18 protein-coding genes are annotated in these 17246 nt (G+C 61.2%); 8 read left to right on the top strand and 10 right to left on the bottom strand.

Annotation, left to right across the window (positions count from 1 at the left end):
- The 7 genes from HY019_RS12370 to aceA all read right to left on the bottom strand — a co-directional run.
- On the bottom strand, positions 1-803 hold an 803-nt coding region (locus tag HY019_RS12370; protein WP_290692479.1), incomplete at its 3' end, for a phenylalanine--tRNA ligase subunit alpha.
- A gap of 91 nt (positions 804-894) precedes the next feature.
- Positions 895-1254, bottom strand: coding sequence for a 50S ribosomal protein L20 (rplT, locus tag HY019_RS12365; RefSeq protein WP_290692477.1), 360 nt, complete (start codon positions 1252-1254; stop codon positions 895-897).
- Positions 1255-1323: 69 nt separating this feature from the next.
- Positions 1324-1527 carry a 50S ribosomal protein L35 gene (gene rpmI, locus HY019_RS12360; RefSeq protein ID WP_009517525.1) on the bottom strand — a complete coding sequence of 68 codons (204 nt, stop codon included), beginning with the start codon at positions 1525-1527 and terminating at the stop codon, positions 1324-1326.
- A gap of 215 nt (positions 1528-1742) precedes the next feature.
- Positions 1743-2291: a translation initiation factor IF-3 gene (gene infC, locus HY019_RS12355; RefSeq protein ID WP_290692494.1), complete on the bottom strand. Its 549-nt coding sequence runs from the start codon at positions 2289-2291 to the stop codon at positions 1743-1745.
- A 125-nt stretch (positions 2292-2416) separates the two neighbouring features.
- Positions 2417-4336 (bottom strand): threonine--tRNA ligase, encoded by a 1920-nt coding sequence (gene thrS, locus HY019_RS12350; protein ID WP_290692466.1) that lies wholly within the window; start codon positions 4334-4336, stop codon positions 2417-2419.
- A 291-nt stretch (positions 4337-4627) separates the two neighbouring features.
- Complete coding sequence (locus HY019_RS12345) at positions 4628-5332, bottom strand: hypothetical protein (protein WP_290692464.1); 705 nt, start codon at positions 5330-5332, stop codon at positions 4628-4630.
- A gap of 124 nt (positions 5333-5456) precedes the next feature.
- Entirely contained in the window at positions 5457-6773 is a 1317-nt protein-coding gene (gene aceA / locus HY019_RS12340; RefSeq protein WP_290692462.1) for an isocitrate lyase, read from the bottom strand.
- A 306-nt stretch (positions 6774-7079) separates the two neighbouring features.
- Between aceA and HY019_RS12335 the strand changes: the two genes are divergently transcribed.
- Entirely contained in the window at positions 7080-8387 is a 1308-nt protein-coding gene (locus tag HY019_RS12335; protein ID WP_290692460.1) for an aspartate aminotransferase family protein, read from the top strand.
- A 118-nt stretch (positions 8388-8505) separates the two neighbouring features.
- Here the strand turns inward: HY019_RS12335 and ppa are convergent, their stop codons facing one another.
- The gene (gene ppa / locus HY019_RS12330) at positions 8506-9039 is read right to left on the bottom strand and encodes an inorganic diphosphatase (protein ID WP_035034904.1); all 534 of its coding nucleotides are present in this window, start codon (positions 9037-9039) and stop codon (positions 8506-8508) included.
- A gap of 258 nt (positions 9040-9297) precedes the next feature.
- Here ppa and phaP point away from each other — a divergent pair, with 258 nt between their 5' ends.
- From phaP to HY019_RS12315, 3 genes are all read left to right on the top strand, one after another.
- Positions 9298-9855: a TIGR01841 family phasin gene (gene phaP / locus HY019_RS12325; RefSeq protein WP_290692458.1), complete on the top strand. Its 558-nt coding sequence runs from the start codon at positions 9298-9300 to the stop codon at positions 9853-9855.
- Positions 9856-10105: 250 nt separating this feature from the next.
- Entirely contained in the window at positions 10106-10843 is a 738-nt protein-coding gene (aat, locus tag HY019_RS12320; protein WP_290692456.1) for a leucyl/phenylalanyl-tRNA--protein transferase, read from the top strand.
- Positions 10844-10850: 7 nt separating this feature from the next.
- Complete coding sequence (locus HY019_RS12315) at positions 10851-11609, top strand: arginyltransferase (protein WP_290692454.1); 759 nt, start codon at positions 10851-10853, stop codon at positions 11607-11609.
- Here HY019_RS12315 and HY019_RS12310 read toward each other — a convergent pair whose 3' ends face one another.
- Entirely contained in the window at positions 11610-12275 is a 666-nt protein-coding gene (locus HY019_RS12310; RefSeq protein ID WP_290692452.1) for an SIMPL domain-containing protein, read from the bottom strand. It lies immediately after the preceding gene.
- A gap of 265 nt (positions 12276-12540) precedes the next feature.
- Between HY019_RS12310 and ompR the strand changes: the two genes are divergently transcribed.
- Positions 12541-13278, top strand: a complete 738-nt coding sequence (gene ompR, locus HY019_RS12305) for a two-component system response regulator OmpR (RefSeq protein ID WP_035034913.1) — start codon at positions 12541-12543, stop codon at positions 13276-13278.
- A gap of 3 nt (positions 13279-13281) precedes the next feature.
- Positions 13282-14610 (top strand): sensor histidine kinase, encoded by a 1329-nt coding sequence (locus tag HY019_RS12300; protein WP_290692451.1) that lies wholly within the window; start codon positions 13282-13284, stop codon positions 14608-14610.
- Between the two features lie 11 nt (positions 14611-14621).
- Here HY019_RS12300 and ispF read toward each other — a convergent pair whose 3' ends face one another.
- Complete coding sequence (gene ispF, locus HY019_RS12295) at positions 14622-15119, bottom strand: 2-C-methyl-D-erythritol 2,4-cyclodiphosphate synthase (RefSeq protein ID WP_290692450.1); 498 nt, start codon at positions 15117-15119, stop codon at positions 14622-14624.
- A 314-nt stretch (positions 15120-15433) separates the two neighbouring features.
- Here ispF and HY019_RS12290 point away from each other — a divergent pair, with 314 nt between their 5' ends.
- Together HY019_RS12290 and HY019_RS12285 are read left to right on the top strand one after the other, a co-directional pair.
- A complete protein-coding gene (locus HY019_RS12290; RefSeq protein ID WP_290692449.1) occupies positions 15434-16636 on the top strand; it encodes an ammonium transporter in 1203 nt (400 codons plus the stop codon).
- Positions 16637-16805: 169 nt separating this feature from the next.
- Positions 16806-17171 carry a type II toxin-antitoxin system Phd/YefM family antitoxin gene (locus tag HY019_RS12285; protein WP_290692448.1) on the top strand — a complete coding sequence of 122 codons (366 nt, stop codon included), beginning with the start codon at positions 16806-16808 and terminating at the stop codon, positions 17169-17171.
- Positions 17172-17246: the final 75 nt, after the last annotated feature.

The following is a 17246-nucleotide window of genomic DNA, read 5'->3' as shown; positions in this document are numbered from 1 at the left end:
AGATCATCGGTTTCAAAGAATGCCTTGACGAAATTCAGGTATACGCCCTTCAGGTCCGCAAAACTGATGTTGTCCGCGATCCATAATCCTTCTACCTGATGGAACATCGGCGAATGGGTTGCATCGCTATCGACGCGGTAGGTACGGCCCGGAGCGATCACGCGAATCTCGGGCATGTCGCCGGCGTACAGGCCGTCCGCGCTGGCGCCCACCAGAGCACGGTGCGCCTTGACGTGTTGCACGGCATAGCGGATCTGCATCGGGCTGGTGTGCGTGCGCAGCAGATTGGGTGCAGTCTCGGAGCCACCTTCCACATAGAAGGTGTCGTGCATGGAGCGCGCGGGATGGTCTTCCGGCGTGTTCAGTGCGGTGAAGTTGAACCAGTCGGCTTCGATTTCCGGGCCATCGGCCACGGCAAAACCCATCGAACCGAAAATGCCCTCGATGCGCTCGATGCTGAGCGACACCGGGTGCAGACCGCCTTCGCCGCGACGGCGACCAGGCAAGGTCACATCCAGGCTCTCGGCATGCAATTGCGCAGCCAGCTCGGCATCGGCCAGAGCCTGGCGGCGCGCATTCAAGGCAGCCTCGACCTGCTGCTTGGCCTGGTTGATGGCCGCACCGCGGGTCTTCTTCTCCTCGGGGCTGAGCGCACCCATGCCCTTGAGCAACTCGGTCACGCTGCCGGACTTGCCCAGGAAACGTGCCTTGGCATTTTCAAGGTCGGCGGGGGTGGAGGTGGCCGCAAACGCCTCTTGGGCGGCGAGCACCAGGGCCTGAAGATCGCTGTTGGGGTCGGTCATGATCTTTTGTCGAAAAAAAAGGCCAACACGATGTTGGCCTTTAGTTCACCGGCCGTGAAGCCGGCGCAGCATCTTGCTGTCTGCTCTTTAATCAAGCAGCCAGTTGAGCCTTGGCCTTTTCAACGATGCTGGCAAAAGCAGCAGGGTCGTTAACAGCCATGTCAGCCAGCACCTTGCGATCGATTTCGATCGAAGCCTTCTTGATACCAGCAATGAACTTGCTGTAGGTCAGGCCCAGTGCACGGCTACCGGCGTTGATACGTGCGATCCACAGACGGCGGAACTCACGCTTCTTGGCACGGCGGTCACGGTAGGCATATTGCCCAGCCTTCATGATGGCTTGCTTGGCGATGCGGAACACGTTCTTGCGGCGACCACGGAAACCCTTGGCCAGGGCGAGAACTTTCTTATGACGAGCGCGGGCTGTTACACCACGTTTGACGCGAGGCATGGATTACTCCTTCGGCGTGAAAACTAAAACCAAAAAATCGAGACGTTCGGCAGCCCTGAAGCGATGTGCTTACAGGCCGGCGAAAGGCAACATTTGAGCCATGTGGCCCATGTTGGTCTCATGCACGTTCACAGCACCACGCAGGTGACGCTTGTTCTTCGTGGTCTTCTTGGTCAGGATGTGACGCTTGAAGGCTTGACCGCGCTTGACGGTACCACCCGGGCGAACGCGAAAACGCTTCTTCGCACTGCTCTTGGTCTTCATTTTGGGCATGTTCTGCTCCTTTTAAGTTGTTCCCGCCAGGCGCCGCGAATACCACTTTCGCGTCTTGATGGCCTGCAGGCACTTTGAATCAGGCAGCGGCGACCAAACCGCAACCCGTTGCTGACACAACCGGGCTCACACCCGCGCATCAGTCTTTTTGACGCCCTACGCCTTACAGCGAAGGGCGAAACCCAGCATTGTAGAAGAAATTTCAGCCGTTTGGCTTATTTCTTCTTTTTGGGCCCCAGCACCATGATCATCTGGCGGCCTTCCAGCTTGGGCATGTTCTCGACCAGGGAACAATCCGTCAGGTCATCACGAACACGCTCCAGCAGGCGCATACCCAGTTCCTGGTGCGTGATTTCACGGCCACGGAAACGCAGGGTCACCTTGCCCTTGTCGCCGTCCTCCAGGAAGCGTCGCAGGTTGCGCAGCTTGATCTGGTAGTCACCTTCATCCGTACCGGGGCGGAATTTAACTTCCTTGACTTCGATGACCTTCTGCTTGAGCTTGGCATCGTGAGCCTTCTTCTGCTCCTGGTACTTGAACTTGCCGTAGTCCATCAGGCGGCAAACAGGAGGATCAGCCGTGGCCGCAACCTCCACCAGATCCACGTCGGCTTCGCCGGCAAGGCGCAGGGCTTCCTGGATGCTGACGATACCAAGGGGCTCGTTCTCCACGCCGTTCAGACGGACTTCGGGAGCCATGATTTCACGATTCAGCCGGTGCTTGCGCTCGTCATTGCGCGTACGGCGGTCAAAGAAGTTAGCGATGTCGAATTCCTTTTGGCAACGGGCTGTTTCGCTCAACCCGCACCGGTTAACCTTGATTCACGCCCAGACAAACCTGGCGGCGCATGCTTGATCCCTTAACGACCAGGAAAAAGCACGCTCCCGCCTCAGGCCTTGCTGGCGATGTCTTGTGAGATCTTCTGGGAGAAGTCATCGAGTGACATCACACCGAGGTTCTGGTTGCCCCGGGCGCGCACGGCGACGGTGCCATCAGCCTTCTCCTTGTCACCGACAACGATGAAGTACGGCACCTTCTGCAACGAATGCTCGCGGATTTTATACGTGATTTTTTCGTTTCGCAAATCCAACTGGACCCTAAGTCCTTGTTTCTGCAGTGATTTGGCGATTTCTTGAGCGTAATCAGCTTGGGCGTCGGTGATATTGAGCACCACCGCCTGCACGGGCGACAGCCAGACCGGCAGAGAACCGGCGTGCTGCTCGATCAAAATCCCGATGAAACGCTCCAGCGAACCCAGGATCGCGCGGTGCAGCATCACGGGGTGCTTGCGCTCGCTGGTGTCGGCCACGTACTCGGCATTCAACCGCTGCGGCATGGAAAAGTCCACCTGGATGGTGCCGCACTGCCAGTGACGGCCCAGTGCGTCCTTGAGCGTGTACTCGATCTTGGGGCCGTAGAAGGCGCCATCACCCGGGGCGATGGTGAACTCGCTGTTGGTGGCGCGCAGGCTTTCCATCAGCGCGTTCTCGGCCTTGTCCCACACCTCGTCGGAACCGATGCGCGCCGCAGGGCGGGTGGCCACCTTGTAGATGATGTCGGTGAAGCCAAAGTCCTTGTAGACCTTCTGCAGCAAGGCGGTGAAGTCCACGCACTCGGGCAGGATCTGGTCTTCGGTACAGAAGACGTGGCCGTCGTCTTGCGTGAAGCCACGCACGCGCATGATGCCGTGCAGGCCACCCGAGGGCTCATTGCGGTGGCACTGACCGAACTCACCGTAGCGGACCGGCAGATCGCGGTAGCTCTTGATGCCCTGGTTGAAGATCAGGATGTGGCCAGGGCAGTTCATCGGCTTGAGCGCGTAGTCACGCTTTTCCGATTCGGTGGTGAACATGTGGTCGCGGTACTTGTCCCAGTGGCCGGTCTTTTCCCACAGCGTCTTGTCGATGATCTGCGGGCCCTTGACCTCCTGGTAGCCGTTGTCACGGTAGACCTGGCGCATGTACTGCTCAACCGCCTGCCACACCGTCCAGCCCTTGGGGTGCCAGAACACGACGCCGGGTGCATGGTCGTCGATGTGGAACAGATCCAGTTCACGGCCCAGCTTGCGGTGGTCGCGCTTCTCGGCCTCTTCCAGGCGCGTGAGGTAAAGCTGCAGATCATCCTTGGTGGTCCAGGCCGTGCCATAGACGCGTTGCAACTGCTCGTTGCGATGGTCACCACGCCAGTAGGCGCCCGCCACCTTCATCAGCTTGAAGTGCTTGAGCTTGCCGGTGCTGGGCACGTGCGGGCCACGACACAGGTCCGTGAACGCACCCTCGCTGTAGAGCGACACATCCTGGTCTGCCGGAATGCTTTCGATGATCTCGGCCTTGTAGTGCTCGCCCAGGCTCTTGAAGTAAGCAACGGCCTCGTCGCGAGGCAACACGCGGCGCTCGACCTTCTCGTCCTTCTTGGCCAGCTCGCCCATCTTCTTCTCGATGGCTTCGAGGTCTTCGGGCGTGAAGGGGCGCTTGTAGGCGAAGTCGTAATAGAAGCCGTCTTCGATGGTCGGGCCGATCGTCACCTGCGCATCAGGGAACAACTCCTTGACGGCATAGGCCAGCAAGTGCGCCGTCGAGTGGCGAATGACATCCAGGCCATCGGCATCCTTCTCGGTGATGATGGCCAGCTGGGTATCGGCTTCGATGCGGTGGCTGGTGTCCACCAGACGGGCCGCGTCACCCTGCCCTACGCGGCCAGCCAGTGCAGCCTTGGCCAGACCGGCACCAATCGACGCCGCCACTTCGGCGACCGTCACAGGCCCGGGAAACTCACGCCTGGAACCATCGGGCAATTGAATCGAAATCATGATGCTCTCTCAGCTTGTCTATGTGGGGGCGCCTGCCACCAAGGGGCAAACAGGCAACAAAAAAGCGCGGTGATTGCCGCGCTTTCTGGTGTCAGTGCAAAAACAGTTACATGGGCGAAAGCAGCGGCCAGCCGACTAGACCTCGGTCGAGGTGAAAGTGGTGGTCGTCGTTCGCGGTGTCATAACCGTCAATGCCTTTCCCGATTCTTACCAAATTTCTTGACAGGTGGCGCTCACGCAAGCGAGTGCCGATTGCGCATTGTAGCCAGCATTCCACGCGCCACCGCCCACTCAACAAGCAGCGGCCCTTTTACGCGACTGGGCATCCCGCACGCGTGCGGCCAGCACATCCATGTGTGCCGCATCACCACCGGTACGCTGCGCCTGGGTCAATTCATTCAATTCAGTTGTCACGGCAGCGCAAGCGGCTGCCTTGGCTGCTGCCTTCCTGGACGCAAGCTCATCGGCCGACGGCTGCGCACCCGCTGATGCCACGCCGACGCCACCCGAAGGCGCCAACGCCTGATTGCCACCACCTGCCGCAGCGACACCCGGCTGCTGCACCTTACTTGCCGCCTTCAGCAAAGCAGCCGCCTCGTTGGCTTGATCCATTTCCTTGACGCAATCCGCCTCGATCGCGCGCCGCACATCCAGCGAAGAGCCTCGGCGCCCATACACATTGCGAGCCAGATTGGCATCTGCCCCAGGCTTGGCCAGTTGCTCGCTCAGTGTGCGGCCTGACTCCTTCTCCCACATCAATTTCTGAGCAGCCGTACCACGCGCCTCACAGACGGGATCGATCGATGCAGCCCCCACACTTTGCCCAGCAGCCTGCCGGACGTGGCTGCCAACCGGCTTGCTGTCCACCCCATTGCAGGGCCGATCCTGATAGGTGGCACCGCAGCGGTACATGGTTTGCGCATGCCCGACGACAGGCATCAGGCAAGCCGACAAGGCCACCGCAGCCACACGCCCCACCCAGAATTGATCAGCCATGAGAACTCCCAAGATGAATATCAGTTCATTCTAGAAACGCCCACAACCCCGATAACAAAAAAAAACGGCGCCCAAAGGCGCCGTTTCGCAGTACTGAGCCAACAGGCCTTGCGGCCTGCAGCGATCAGTGGAACTGTTCTTCTTCGGTCGAGCCGGTCAGGGCCTTCACGGAAGACGAGCCACCTTGGATCACGGTGGTCACGTCGTCGAAGTAGCCAGCGCCCACTTCTTGCTGGTGGGACACGAAGGTGTAACCCTTTTCGCGGGCTGCGAATTCGGGCTCTTGCACCATGTTGGTGTAGTGCTTCATGCCTTCGCCGCGAGCGTAGGAGTGAGCGAACTGGAACGTGTTGAACCAGTTGATGTGGATACCAGCCAGCGTGATGAACTGGTACTTGTAGCCCAGAGCCGACAGGTCTTCCTGGAAGGAAGCGATCTGCTTGTCGTCCAGGTTCTTCTTCCAGTTGAAGGAAGGCGAGCAGTTGTACGACAGCAGCTTGCCAGGGCAAGCGGCGTGCACGGCTTGAGCGAATTCACGAGCGAAGCCGATGTCAGGCACGCCGGTTTCACACCAGACCAGGTCAGCGTAAGGAGCGTAAGCAACGCCACGGCTGATGGATTGCTCCAGGCCGTTCTTCACGCGGTAGAAGCCTTCTTGAGTGCGTTCGCCGGTCAGGAAGGGCTTGTCGTTTTCGTCGTAGTCGCTGGTCAGCAGGTTGGCAGCTTCAGCATCGGTACGAGCCAGAACGATGGTGGGCACGCCCATCACGTCAGCAGCGAAACGAGCAGCGATCAGCTTTTCGATGGCTTCGCGGGTAGGAACCAGCACCTTGCCACCCATGTGACCGCACTTCTTCACAGCAGCCAGCTGGTCTTCGAAGTGAACGCCGGCAGCGCCCGAAGCGATCATGTTCTTCATCAGTTCGAAAGCGTTCAGAACGCCACCGAAACCAGCTTCAGCGTCAGCGACGATGGGCAGGAAGTAGTCCACGAAGCCTTCGTCGCCGGGGTTGATGCCACGCGACCATTGGATTTCGTCAGCACGCTTGAACGTGTTGTTGATACGACGAACCATCGTGGGGACGGAGTCGTATGCGTACAGCGACTGGTCGGGGTACATGGTTTCGGAGGTGTTGCCGTCAGCGGCGACTTGCCAGCCCGACAGGTACACGGCTTCCAGACCAGCCTTGGCTTGCTGCATGGCTTGACCAGCAGTGATCGCGCCGAAAGCGTTCACGTAGCCCTTCTTGGCTTCGCCGTTGACCTTGGCCCACAGCTTCTCAGCGCCGTTCTTGGCCAGCGTGTACTCGGGCTGCAGGCTGCCGCGCAGGCGCACGACGTCAGCAGCGGAGTAGCCGCGCTTGACAAGCTTCCAACGGGGGTTTTCGGCCCAGTCTTTTTCCAGGGCGGCGATTTGCTGTTCGCGGGTGAGTTTCGTCATGACGAGATCTCCGGGGGTTGGTAGGGGAGTACTTGAAAACCCGCGATTCTACGTTGCTTTGGGCAACTTGGCAAAGACTTATGTCTTATATAAGACCCATCCCTTCATACGCGGGGTGAGTTCATGCCAAAAAGTTTGACGTGAAAAGACAACAAGCCCCTCCGGGGCCCCGGAAAGGCCGGATCGCGCCCCATTGCGCAAGGGCTAGCCCGGAGTCGTTTTGTCATTTTTTGCGCGCAAAGTGAGCAGCAAGACGCCTCAAAGCGTACAAACATAAAGCCAATGAACCGTGACAAGGAGAAGAACATGGATCTGAATCTCGACGCCTTCTGGATGCCCTTCACCGCCAACCGGGACTTCAAGCAGGCCCCTCGCCTGCTGTCCAAGGCCAAGGACATGCATTACTGGACGCCTGAAGGCCGCCAGATCCTGGACGGGACAGCAGGCCTTTGGTGCGTCAACGCCGGCCACTCGCGCCCCCGCATCGTGGAAGCGATTGCCCGCCAGGCCGCCGAGATGGACTTCGCCCCGCCCTTCCAGATGGGCCACCCTCTGGCCTTCGAGCTGGCCGATCGCCTGACCAGGTACACCCCGGCTGGCCTGAACCGCGTGTTCTTCACCAACTCGGGCTCTGAATCGGTTGAAAGCGCGCTGAAGATCGCCCTGGCCTACCACCGGCTGCGCGGCGAATCGCACCGCACCCGCCTGATCGGGCGCGAGCGTGGCTACCACGGCGTCAACTTTGCCGGCACAGCCCTGGGCGGCATGGGCCCGAACCGCAAGATGTTCGGCAGCAGCCTGTCCGGCGTGGACCACATGCGCCATACCCACGACCTGGCGCGTAACGCCTTCACCAAAGGCCAGCCAGAACATGGCGCCGAGCTGGCGGACGATCTGGAGCGCCTGGTGGCGCTACATGACGCCTCCACCATTGCGGCCGTGATCGTGGAGCCCATGGCGGGCTCCACCGGTGTATTGCTGCCACCCAAAGGCTATCTGCAACGCCTGCGGGACATCTGCGACAAGCACGGCATCTTGCTGATCTTTGACGAAGTCATCACCGGCTTTGGCCGCCTGGGCTCACCGTTTGCGGCCCAGCACTATGGTGTGACGCCAGACATGATCACGGCCGCCAAGGGCATCACCAACGGCACCATCCCCATGGGCGCGGTGTTCGTCAAGCAGAGCATCCACGACACCTTCATGCAGGCCCCTGCCGGCATTGAACTGCCGCACGGCTACACCTACTCGGGCCACCCCATGGCCTGCGCCGCAGCCCTGGCCACATTGGACACCTACGACGAGGAAGGCTTGCTCACCCGTGGCCAGCAGATGCACGCCAAGATGGAAGCTGCGGTGCACAGCCTCAAGGGCCTGCCCAATGTGGCAGACATCCGCAACACCGGCCTGGTGGGCGCCATCGAGTTCGCACCAAGGGCTGGTGCGGCACCCGGCCGCCGGGCCTTCGAGGTCTTCCTGGGCTGCTGGGAAGAAGGCGTGCTGCTGCGTGCGGCTGGCGACAACATTGCCATTTCGCCCCCACTGATCATCAGCGACAGCCAGATCGACCAGATCATCTCCACGCTGGAAAAGGTGATCAAGCGCGTTGCCTGATCAGCGGGATCAAGCGTCGAAAACTAACGCCCAAAAAGCAAAAGCCGCCCTGCTCACGCAGGCGGCTTTTTTTCGCGAGCAAGGCACCTTGCAAGGCGCCCTGCCCGGTCCATTCGGATCAATGCTGCTTGGCGAACGCTGCCAGGCCAGTGGTCACTTCGGCCTTGGCGGCATCAATGCCATCCCAGCCGGTGACCTTCACCCACTTGCCGGGCTCCAGATCCTTGTAGTGCTCGAAGAAGTGCTTGATCTGCGACACGAGCAGCACAGGCAGGTCTTCCAGCTTCTGGATGTCCTTGTACATGGCGCAGATCTTCTCGGTGGGCACGGCCACGAGCTTGGAGTCGCCGCCGGCTTCGTCTTCCATTTTCAGGATGCCCAGCGGGCGGCAAGGGATGACCACGCCAGGCTGCAGAGGGAACGGCGTGACCACCAGCACGTCAACGGGGTCGCCGTCGGCTGCAATGGTCTGGGGCACGTAGCCGTAGTTGCAGGGGTAGTGCATGGCAGTACCCATGAAACGGTCGACAAACACCGCGCCGGTTTCGTGATCGATCTCGTACTTGATCGGATCGGCGTTGGCGGGGATTTCGATGATGACGTTGAACACGTCAGGCGCCTTGGCGCCGGCAGGAACGTTGAGCAGGCTCATGATGGATTGATCACAAGTTAGGTAATTTGGGCGACGGCAAGTGTAGGCGATGCCGGCGCCCCTTGGGCGGCCAGAAGCACCGACAGGCCGAAAGTCAACTTTTTGACATTCGCGCGACGACTTTGCTGCACCGCACAAAAAAGTACTTGCAAAGAATTTCCGGATGCCTATACTAAGCATCATGTTGCAGCGCAACAAAGGCATTCAAGGCCAAAGCCAACTGCAATACAACCCATCAACACGTACGGAGATCCTCTCATGCTGACCGCTGAACAACTGCTGGCCACCCAGAAAGCTAACCTCGCAACCCTGTTCGATCTGGGCCAAAAGGCTTTCGAAGGCGTTGAAAAGGTGTTGGAGCTGAACCTGCAAGTCGCCAAGGCTACGCTGGATGAGGCCGCTGAGCACACCAAGGCTGTGCTGGCTGTGAAGGATGCTCAAGAACTGTTGGCTCTGCAAGCCAGCCTGCTGCAACCTTCCGCTGAAAAGGCCGCCGCTTACAGCCGTCACCTGTACGACATCGCTTCGACCACCAGCGCCGAAGTGAGCAAGCTGGCTGAGTCGCAAATGGCCGAAGCCCAGAAGAAGTTTGTGTCCGTGGTGGACAACGCCGTGAAGAACGCACCTGCCGGCACTGAAAACGCCGTCGTGCTGGTCAAGTCGGCTGTGGCCGCTGCCAACAACGCTTTCGACAGCGTGCAAAAGGCCGCCAAGCAAGCCGCTGACGTTGCCGAAGCCAACTTCCAGGCCATCACCAACACCGCCGTGAAGGCCACGCAAGCCGCTTCGACCAAGTCGTCGCGCAAGGCTGCCTGAGCACACTTTGCCAGGGCTCGGTTCGAGCGGGTTCACAAAACTTTGCAGCGTTGTGAACCAGATCAGCTTGAACTTTGGCCCAGCAACCGCATCTGAGAGACGTCGCTCTGGACAAGCGACACTCCCTGAAAGGTTGTCTCCTCGGTACCTCCTGAACCTTTTCTAAGGTACCTTTCAAGCCCGATGGTTCGCCATCGGGCTTTTTTTCTGGCCATCTGATTTCCACCCGTCGGCTTCTTATCATTGCGCCATGATCCCCTGGCTGGAACCCGACACCCCCTTCCCCGACACCACGCTGGCGCTGGGTCCGGAAACGGATGCGCCCGGCCTGCTGGCGGCTGGCGCCGACCTCACACCCCAACGCCTGGAAGCGGCCTACCGGCGCGGCATCTTTCCCTGGTTCAGCCAGGGGCAGCCCGTGCTGTGGTGGACCACCGACCCGCGCATGGTGCTGCCCGTCAACGAGTTCAAGGTGCACCGCTCGTTTCGCAAGGCGCTGAACAAATTCCTGCGGACACCGGGTTGCGAAGTGCGTATCGACTCGGCCTTCGAGCGAGTGGCCGCCGCCTGCGCCGACACACCGCGCGATGGGCAAAGCGGCACCTGGATCCTGCCGGACATGCAGGCGGTTTACGGCCAATGGCACAGCCTTGGCCGAGTCCACTCTTTCGAAACCTGGATGGATGGGCAATTGGTGGGCGGCCTGTATGGCGTCAGCATCGGGCGCATGTTTTACGGTGAATCGATGTTCGCCTGGCGTACAGATGCATCCAAGATCGCCCTGGCTGCACTGGTCTGCTTCTGCCGCGCCAACGGCATCGAACTGATCGACTGCCAACAGCAGACCACGCACCTTGCCTCGCTGGGCGCCAGGCCCATTTCACGAGGTGATTTCGAGGCCCATTTGCGGGGGGTGGTGGATCAAAGTCCCCCTCTGGTTTGGGCCTATGATGATGTTTTGTGGTCCCAACTCGAGCGCAGCGCCTGACACCCACGTGACGCACCTCAAAGATCTTCCGCTGGCATCGTTGCAGTTCTATGCAACAGCGCCCTACCCGTGCAGCTACCTTGACAACAAGGCCGCTCGCTCGCAGGTCGCCACGCCCAGCCACATGATCAATGCGGACGTTTACTCGGGCCTGGTGAGCAATGGCTTTCGCCGCAGTGGCATGTTCACCTACCGGCCTTATTGCGATGGCTGCCGCGCCTGCGTGCCCTTGCGCATCCCGGCTGACCGCTATGTGCCCACACGCAGCCAGAAGCGCGCCTGGAAGGCCCACCAGCACCTGGAAGCCCGCGTATTGCGGCTGTGCTTCACGCCAGAGCACTATCAGCTTTACTTGCGCTACCAGGCGGGGCGGCACAAGGGTGGCGGCATGGACCACGACTCGGTCGACCAGTACACTCAGTTCCTGCTGCAAAGCCGCGTGAACTCCAGGCTGGTCGAGTTCCGTGAACCGCCCAAGCCGGGGCAGACACAAGGCACGCTCAAGATGGTGTCCATCCTGGACATCCTCAACGATGGCTTGTCAGCGGTCTACACCTTCTATGAGCCCGAGGCCCATACCAGCTACGGCACCTTCAACATCATGTGGCAGATCCAGCAGACCCATGATCTGGGTCTGTCCTACCTTTACCTGGGCTACTGGATCGCCGAGAGCCAGAAGATGGCCTACAAGTCGCAGTTCCTGCCACATCAGGTGCTGGTCGGTGGCCATTGGCGGGAACAGATCCGCCTTGCGGCCCCCAAGTGATCAAGGCGTCAGGTTCACCTGGCCATTGACCGTCACCGACAGCACGCCCTTGCCGGGCTCCACGGGCAATGGCGCATCGGCAGCCTCCGCGCGCATGGACATGGCCTTGGCCAGATAAGGACGCGGCTCGAAGCCTGGGTCGGTCGACGACACCGAGACCTCGCCGAGCGTGAAGCCCTTCATGCCGAAGTCAGCTGCGATCTGCTTGGCGCGTGTCTTGAAGCGGGCAATGGCCTGGCTGGTCAACGAAGACTCGTATTGCTCCCGCAGAGGCCGCGACAAACCATAACTGACGTTGATGACGTTGAGCTGGTTGAGGCGCCCGGTGGTCTGCGTGATGCGGGCCACGTCCGTGCCCTCCAGGATCAGCTGTGCGAAGCCTTGCCAGCCGTTGATGCGCCCCGAGTTGTTGTAGCGTGGCTGCACCGTGAAGGAGCCCGTGCGCACCTCCATGCCTTGCGCCTGAGCCGATTTGCGTGCCTCCGTCAAGGCCGCTTCCATGACTTGCTTGAGGCCGGCCTGCACCTCTGCCGCCTGGCTGCCTTCGCGTGTGGCCTGCAGGGTGATGCTCAGCAGATCCTGCGTGACCTCTTGCGTGGCGCTGGTCGAAAAACGAACCACATTGTTCGCAGGCCCCGTATCGGCGCGGCTTGCAGCCGATGCCATGGCCAAGGTTGTGGCCAACACGGCAGCAGTCAGCGTGCGCGCCGTGGCAGAGCGGGAAAGAAGACCTGTTTGCATCAATGAACCCTGAATGGAGATGGAACACCGCACCTTAACGCACTTGCCCCCGCCAAAGAAGACAAGGCCAAAAGGGGCTTGACGGCACCTTCATCCAGCCGCAATATTTGTAACATCTGGTCAGCGCACCCATTTTCCCGCTCGTAAACTGCGCACAATCCGCCTCTGTTACAAATGCCGAGGAAAGCAGATGACCTCTCAGACTCCCAACCAGCGTCCCGACCGCGTTCTCGTGGTGGATGACGATGCCCGCATCCGCGATTTGCTGCGCCGCTACCTGAGTCAGGAGGGTTTTGAAGTCCTGCTGGCAGAAGATGCCAAAGCCCTCAACCGCCTGCTGACCCGCGAAACCGTCGACCTGATCGTGCTGGACCTGATGCTGCCCGGCGAAGACGGCCTGTCGATCTGCCGCCGCCTGCGCGCAGCCAACGATGTCACCCCCATCATCATGCTGACCGCCAAGGTCGAGGATGTGGACCGCATCGTGGGCCTGGAGGTCGGTGCTGACGACTACCTGCCCAAGCCCTTCAACCCGCGTGAACTGCTGGCCCGCATCCATGCCGTGCTGCGCCGTCGCCCGGCCCAGGAAGCCCCTGGCGCACCCGCCAAGGAAGCGCAGACCGTCCAGTTCGGGCCCTTCGAGTTCGACCTGGCCCTGCGTCGCCTGAGCAAGGAGGGCGAGCCCATCTCGCTGACCACCGGCGAGTTCTCGATGCTCAAGGCGCTGGTGCGCCACCCGCGTCAACCACTGTCGCGCGACAAGCTGGCGCAACTGGCCCGTGGCCGCGAATTCGAGCCCTTCGACCGCAGCCTGGACGTGCAGATCTCGCGTCTGCGCAAGATGATCGAGCCCGATCCTGCACAACCCCGCTACATCCAGACCGTCTGGGGTGTCGGCTACGTGTTCGTGCCGGATGGCGGGGCTTGATGCATGCCTAGAAAGCGTTTCGCCCTCAGTCTGTTCTGGCGTACGTTCATTCTTCTGGGCCTGTTGCTGACCGCAGGCATCTTTGCCTGGGTTCAGACTTTCAAGGCCCTGGAGTTCGAGCCTCGTTCGGTGCAAGCCGCGCAGCAGATCGCCAGCCTGGTGAACCTGTCGCGCGCGGCGCTGCGCTATGCCGACAGCATCAACCGCGTCACCCTGATCAAGACCTTGTTTGATCAGGAGTCGATTGCGCTCAAGCCGCATGAACCGTCTGACCGCTTCGAGCCTTTCGAGGTCAGCCGCTTCACGCAGGCCATCGGCAAGGAGTTGCGCTCGCGCCTGGGGCCCACCACCGTGGTGGCCAGCAGCGTGAACGGCGTGCAGGGCCTGTGGGTGGGCTTTCAGATCGAGAAGGACAACTACTGGCTGCAGGCCGACGGCAGCCGCGTGGAGCCCATGACCGGGCGAACGTGGTTCATCTGGGTGGGCATTGCGCTGGTGGCCACCATGCTGGGCTCGGCCGTGATCGCGCGCCTGATCAACCAGCCGCTCAAGGAGCTGTCGTTCGCGGCCAGCCGCATACGTGAGGGCGAGTACGACTCGGTGCTGGACGAGTCCATGATCACCCGCGAGATCCGCGAGGTGAACCAGGGCTTCAACCGCATGGCGCGCGAGCTGGCCAAGGTCGATGAGGACCGCGCCGTGATGCTGGCAGGCATCTCGCATGACCTGCGCACGCCGCTGGCCCGTCTGCGCCTGGAAGCCGAAATGAGTGTGGTGGACGAAGAGGCCAAGCGCAACATCGCTGCCGACATCGACCAGCTTGACGCCATCATCGACAAGTTCATGGACTACGCGCGTCCCGGCAACGTTGAGCTGATGCCGGTGCATGTGTCGTCGGTGGTGGACAAGTCGATCAGCCAGTTCCGCGACACCAAGCGCATCCGCATCACGGCCAAGCTGCCCATCGACACCAAGGTCATGGCCGACGAGACCGAATTGGGCCGCGTGCTGACCAACCTCTTTGAGAACGCGCGGCGCTATGGTCGCAACACCTACACGGGCGTGACCAATGTGGATGTGAGCTACACGCGCTCGGGCTCCTGGGTGATTCTGAGCGTGCGGGACCATGGGCCTGGCGTGGCCCCCGAGAAGCTGTCGCAACTGACCACGCCCTTCTTCCGGGGCGATGCGGCGCGCACCGCCGCCACGGGTGCCGGCCTGGGCCTGGCCATTGTGGAGAAGGCCTTGCAGCGCATGGGTGGCGGTTTCGAGATCGCCAATGCCCCCGGCGGCGGCCTGGTGGCCCACATCAAGCTGAAGCGGGCGCCCTGATCACGGCCTGATCAGGCGGTTTTCACTTTCAGCAGCAAGCAGACGGCACGGGTCTCGATGGCCCGGCCCTCACCCACTGGCCCCATCTTCTCAGCGGTCTTGGCCTTGACGTTGACAGCGTCAGGCGCCAGATCCAGCGCCTGGGCGATGCGCTCACGCATCAAGCCAATGTGCGGCGCCATCTTGGGCGCCTGGGCCACGATGGTTGAATCCACATTGCCGATCTGCCAGCCCTCGGCCATCACGCGCCGTGCGGCCTCCTTGAGCAGCACGATCGAATCGGCCCCCTTGAACTGCGGATCGGTATCCGGAAAGTGGCGGCCGATGTCGCCCATGCCGGCGGCGCCCAGCAAGGCGTCGGTGATGGCGTGCAGCAAGGCATCGGCATCGGAGTGCCCCAGCAGGCCGTGGCTGTGCGGGATGGTGACACCGCCCAGGATCAGCGGGCGCCCGGTGACCAGAGCGTGGGTGTCCCACCCTTCTCCGACCCGAATGACTGGCATGGACATGTTGACGTCGCAGACTTGAATGACAGAGCCCGCATTGTCACGCGGAACGCGTTCTGCTTGCCCATGCCTCATCGTGAAAAGGATGGCAACCAGATCTGGCCTGCTCGACAATGCACCATATTGGTTCACATCATGTGGGCGCCTCATGCAGCAGCACCAAGTTTGCGCACCACAACGGCTTTTTGATGCACTCAAAGCGGATATAGCGCCCCAAATTCAGGCATGCATTTTGCTTGCTTATGGTGCATAGTGACCAAAGACGCGGCAATCGATTCATTTCGGTGCGGCGTCATGTTGTTTTTGAAAGCCAAAGAATGGACCAACTCAAACAAGGCGCGGATGCGCTGTTTATCCTGCTGGGCGCCGTGATGGTGCTGGCGATGCACGCGGGTTTTGCCTTCCTCGAACTCGGCACCGTGCGCGGCAAGAACCAGGTCAATGCCCTGGTCAAGATCCTGGTGGACTTCTGTGTCTCGACCATCGTCTATTTCTTCGTGGGCTACACGATTGCCTACGGCGTGGACTTCTTTGCAGGCGCCGGCACGCTGGCCCAGAACAATGGTTATGCACTGGTCAAGTTCTTCTTCCTGCTGACCTTTGCCGCGGCCATCCCCGCCATCATTTCGGGCGGCATCGCCGAGCGGGCCAAGTTCGGGCCCCAGTTGATCGCCACGGCGGTCATCGTGGGCGTGTTCTACCCATTGTGCGAAGGCGCCGTCTGGAACAACAAGTTTGGCTTTGAAGACTGGCTGCAGAAGCTGACCGGCGGGCAGTTGCATGACTTCGCCGGCTCGGTAGTGGTGCATGCCTTTGGTGGCTGGATTGCGCTGCCTGCCGTGCTGATCCTGGGGGCGCGCCGCAACCGCTACCGCAAGGATGGCGCCATGTCGGCCCACCCACCTTCAAGCATCCCCTTCCTGGCGCTGGGTTCGTGGATCCTGGCGGTGGGCTGGTTCGGCTTCAACGTGATGAGCGCCCAGACCATCGACAAGATCTCTGGCCTGGTGGCAGTGAACTCGCTGATGGCCCTGGTGGGCGGCACCCTGGTGGCCGTGCTGATGGGCCGCAATGACCCCGGCTTCGCCTACAACGGCCCGCTGGCTGGCCTGGTGGCGGTCTGCGCTGGCTCGGACATCATGCACCCGGCCGGGGCGCTGGTGGTGGGTGCCAGCGCGGGCGCGATCTTCGTGCTCATGTTCACCCTGGTCCAGAACAAGTGGAAGATCGACGACGTGCTGGGCGTCTGGCCTCTGCATGGCCTGTGCGGCACCTGGGGCGGCATCGCAGCCGGCATTTTTGGCCAGACCTCGCTGGGTGGCGTGGGCTGCGTCAACCTGGGTTCGCAGATCGTGGGCACGCTCTGTGTGCTGGCGCTGGCCCTGGTCACCGGCGGGCTGGTTTACGGCATCCTCAACAAGGTCATGGGCTTGCGCCTGACGCACGAGGAAGAATACGAGGGCGCCGACCTGTCCCTGCACCGCATCAAGGCCACGCCGGAGCAGGAAGTGTCCTGGTAAAGCGCCCTGGCACCCTTGTAAAGCGCTGAGATGGGGCCCGTGGGCCGCGTTTCGCCATCAACCCGGCCCCGTGCCGGGTTTTTTCATGGCTATTGCCAGACTCATGAACTGGACATATTGGCCGAAATGGCTAAAATGGCTTCAAGCTTTGACCAAAGGCAGCTCCATCATGACCGCTCTCACCCTGCGCAACGCCCGTGGCGAAGACATCCCGGTAACCGAGTTTTCGGCCACCGAGGCCAAAAACAGTTTTGGCCGTGTCCTGGATACCGCCTTCAGCCAGGGCATGGTGGCCATCACCAAACGTGACCGGCCTACTGCGGTGGTGCTGTCACTGGATGCCTACCAGGCGTTGCTGGGGGCACAGTCCAAGCCATTGGACACCCTGAGCCACGAGTTTGATGCGCTGTTGCAACGCATGCAGGCACCCGCCGCCCGCGATGCCATGATGGACGCCTTCGATGCCAGCCCGGAAGAACTGGGGCAAGCTGCGGTGGCCGCCGCGCAAGCCAGCCTGGCCGCCCGCCGGGGTTGAGCGCCATCCGCCAGTATCTGGCTGGATCGCGGCCTGCCCGAGTTCAGTACCCGTTCAGTACGAGCCCAATTGGGT

It is taken from the genome of Aquabacterium sp., assembly GCF_016195855.1.
In the GTDB taxonomy this organism is placed as follows: domain Bacteria; phylum Pseudomonadota; class Gammaproteobacteria; order Burkholderiales; family Burkholderiaceae_C; genus Aquabacterium.
This window is presented reverse-complemented; position numbering and strand designations above follow the sequence as displayed.

Excerpts from the sequence above, each read along its gene's own strand:
- rplT (WP_290692477.1), bottom strand. The coding sequence starts at position 1,254 with ATGCCTCGCGTCAAACGTGGTGTAACAGCCCGCGCTCGTCATAAGAAA.
- rpmI (WP_009517525.1), bottom strand. The coding sequence starts at position 1,527 with ATGCCCAAAATGAAGACCAAGAGCAGTGCGAAGAAGCGTTTTCGCGTT.
- thrS (WP_290692466.1), bottom strand. The coding sequence starts at position 4,336 with ATGATTTCGATTCAATTGCCCGATGGTTCCAGGCGTGAGTTTCCCGGG.
- HY019_RS12345 (WP_290692464.1), bottom strand. The coding sequence starts at position 5,332 with ATGGCTGATCAATTCTGGGTGGGGCGTGTGGCTGCGGTGGCCTTGTCG.
- aceA (WP_290692462.1), bottom strand. The coding sequence starts at position 6,773 with ATGACGAAACTCACCCGCGAACAGCAAATCGCCGCCCTGGAAAAAGAC.
- HY019_RS12335 (WP_290692460.1), top strand. The coding sequence starts at position 7,080 with ATGGATCTGAATCTCGACGCCTTCTGGATGCCCTTCACCGCCAACCGG.
- ppa (WP_035034904.1), bottom strand. The coding sequence starts at position 9,039 with ATGAGCCTGCTCAACGTTCCTGCCGGCGCCAAGGCGCCTGACGTGTTC.
- phaP (WP_290692458.1), top strand. The coding sequence starts at position 9,298 with ATGCTGACCGCTGAACAACTGCTGGCCACCCAGAAAGCTAACCTCGCA.
- aat (WP_290692456.1), top strand. The coding sequence starts at position 10,106 with ATGATCCCCTGGCTGGAACCCGACACCCCCTTCCCCGACACCACGCTG.
- HY019_RS12310 (WP_290692452.1), bottom strand. The coding sequence starts at position 12,275 with ATGGCATCGGCTGCAAGCCGCGCCGATACGGGGCCTGCGAACAATGTG.
- ompR (WP_035034913.1), top strand. The coding sequence starts at position 12,541 with ATGACCTCTCAGACTCCCAACCAGCGTCCCGACCGCGTTCTCGTGGTG.
- HY019_RS12300 (WP_290692451.1), top strand. The coding sequence starts at position 13,282 with ATGCCTAGAAAGCGTTTCGCCCTCAGTCTGTTCTGGCGTACGTTCATT.
- ispF (WP_290692450.1), bottom strand. The coding sequence starts at position 15,119 with ATGTCCATGCCAGTCATTCGGGTCGGAGAAGGGTGGGACACCCACGCT.
- HY019_RS12290 (WP_290692449.1), top strand. The coding sequence starts at position 15,434 with ATGGACCAACTCAAACAAGGCGCGGATGCGCTGTTTATCCTGCTGGGC.
- HY019_RS12285 (WP_290692448.1), top strand. The coding sequence starts at position 16,806 with ATGACCGCTCTCACCCTGCGCAACGCCCGTGGCGAAGACATCCCGGTA.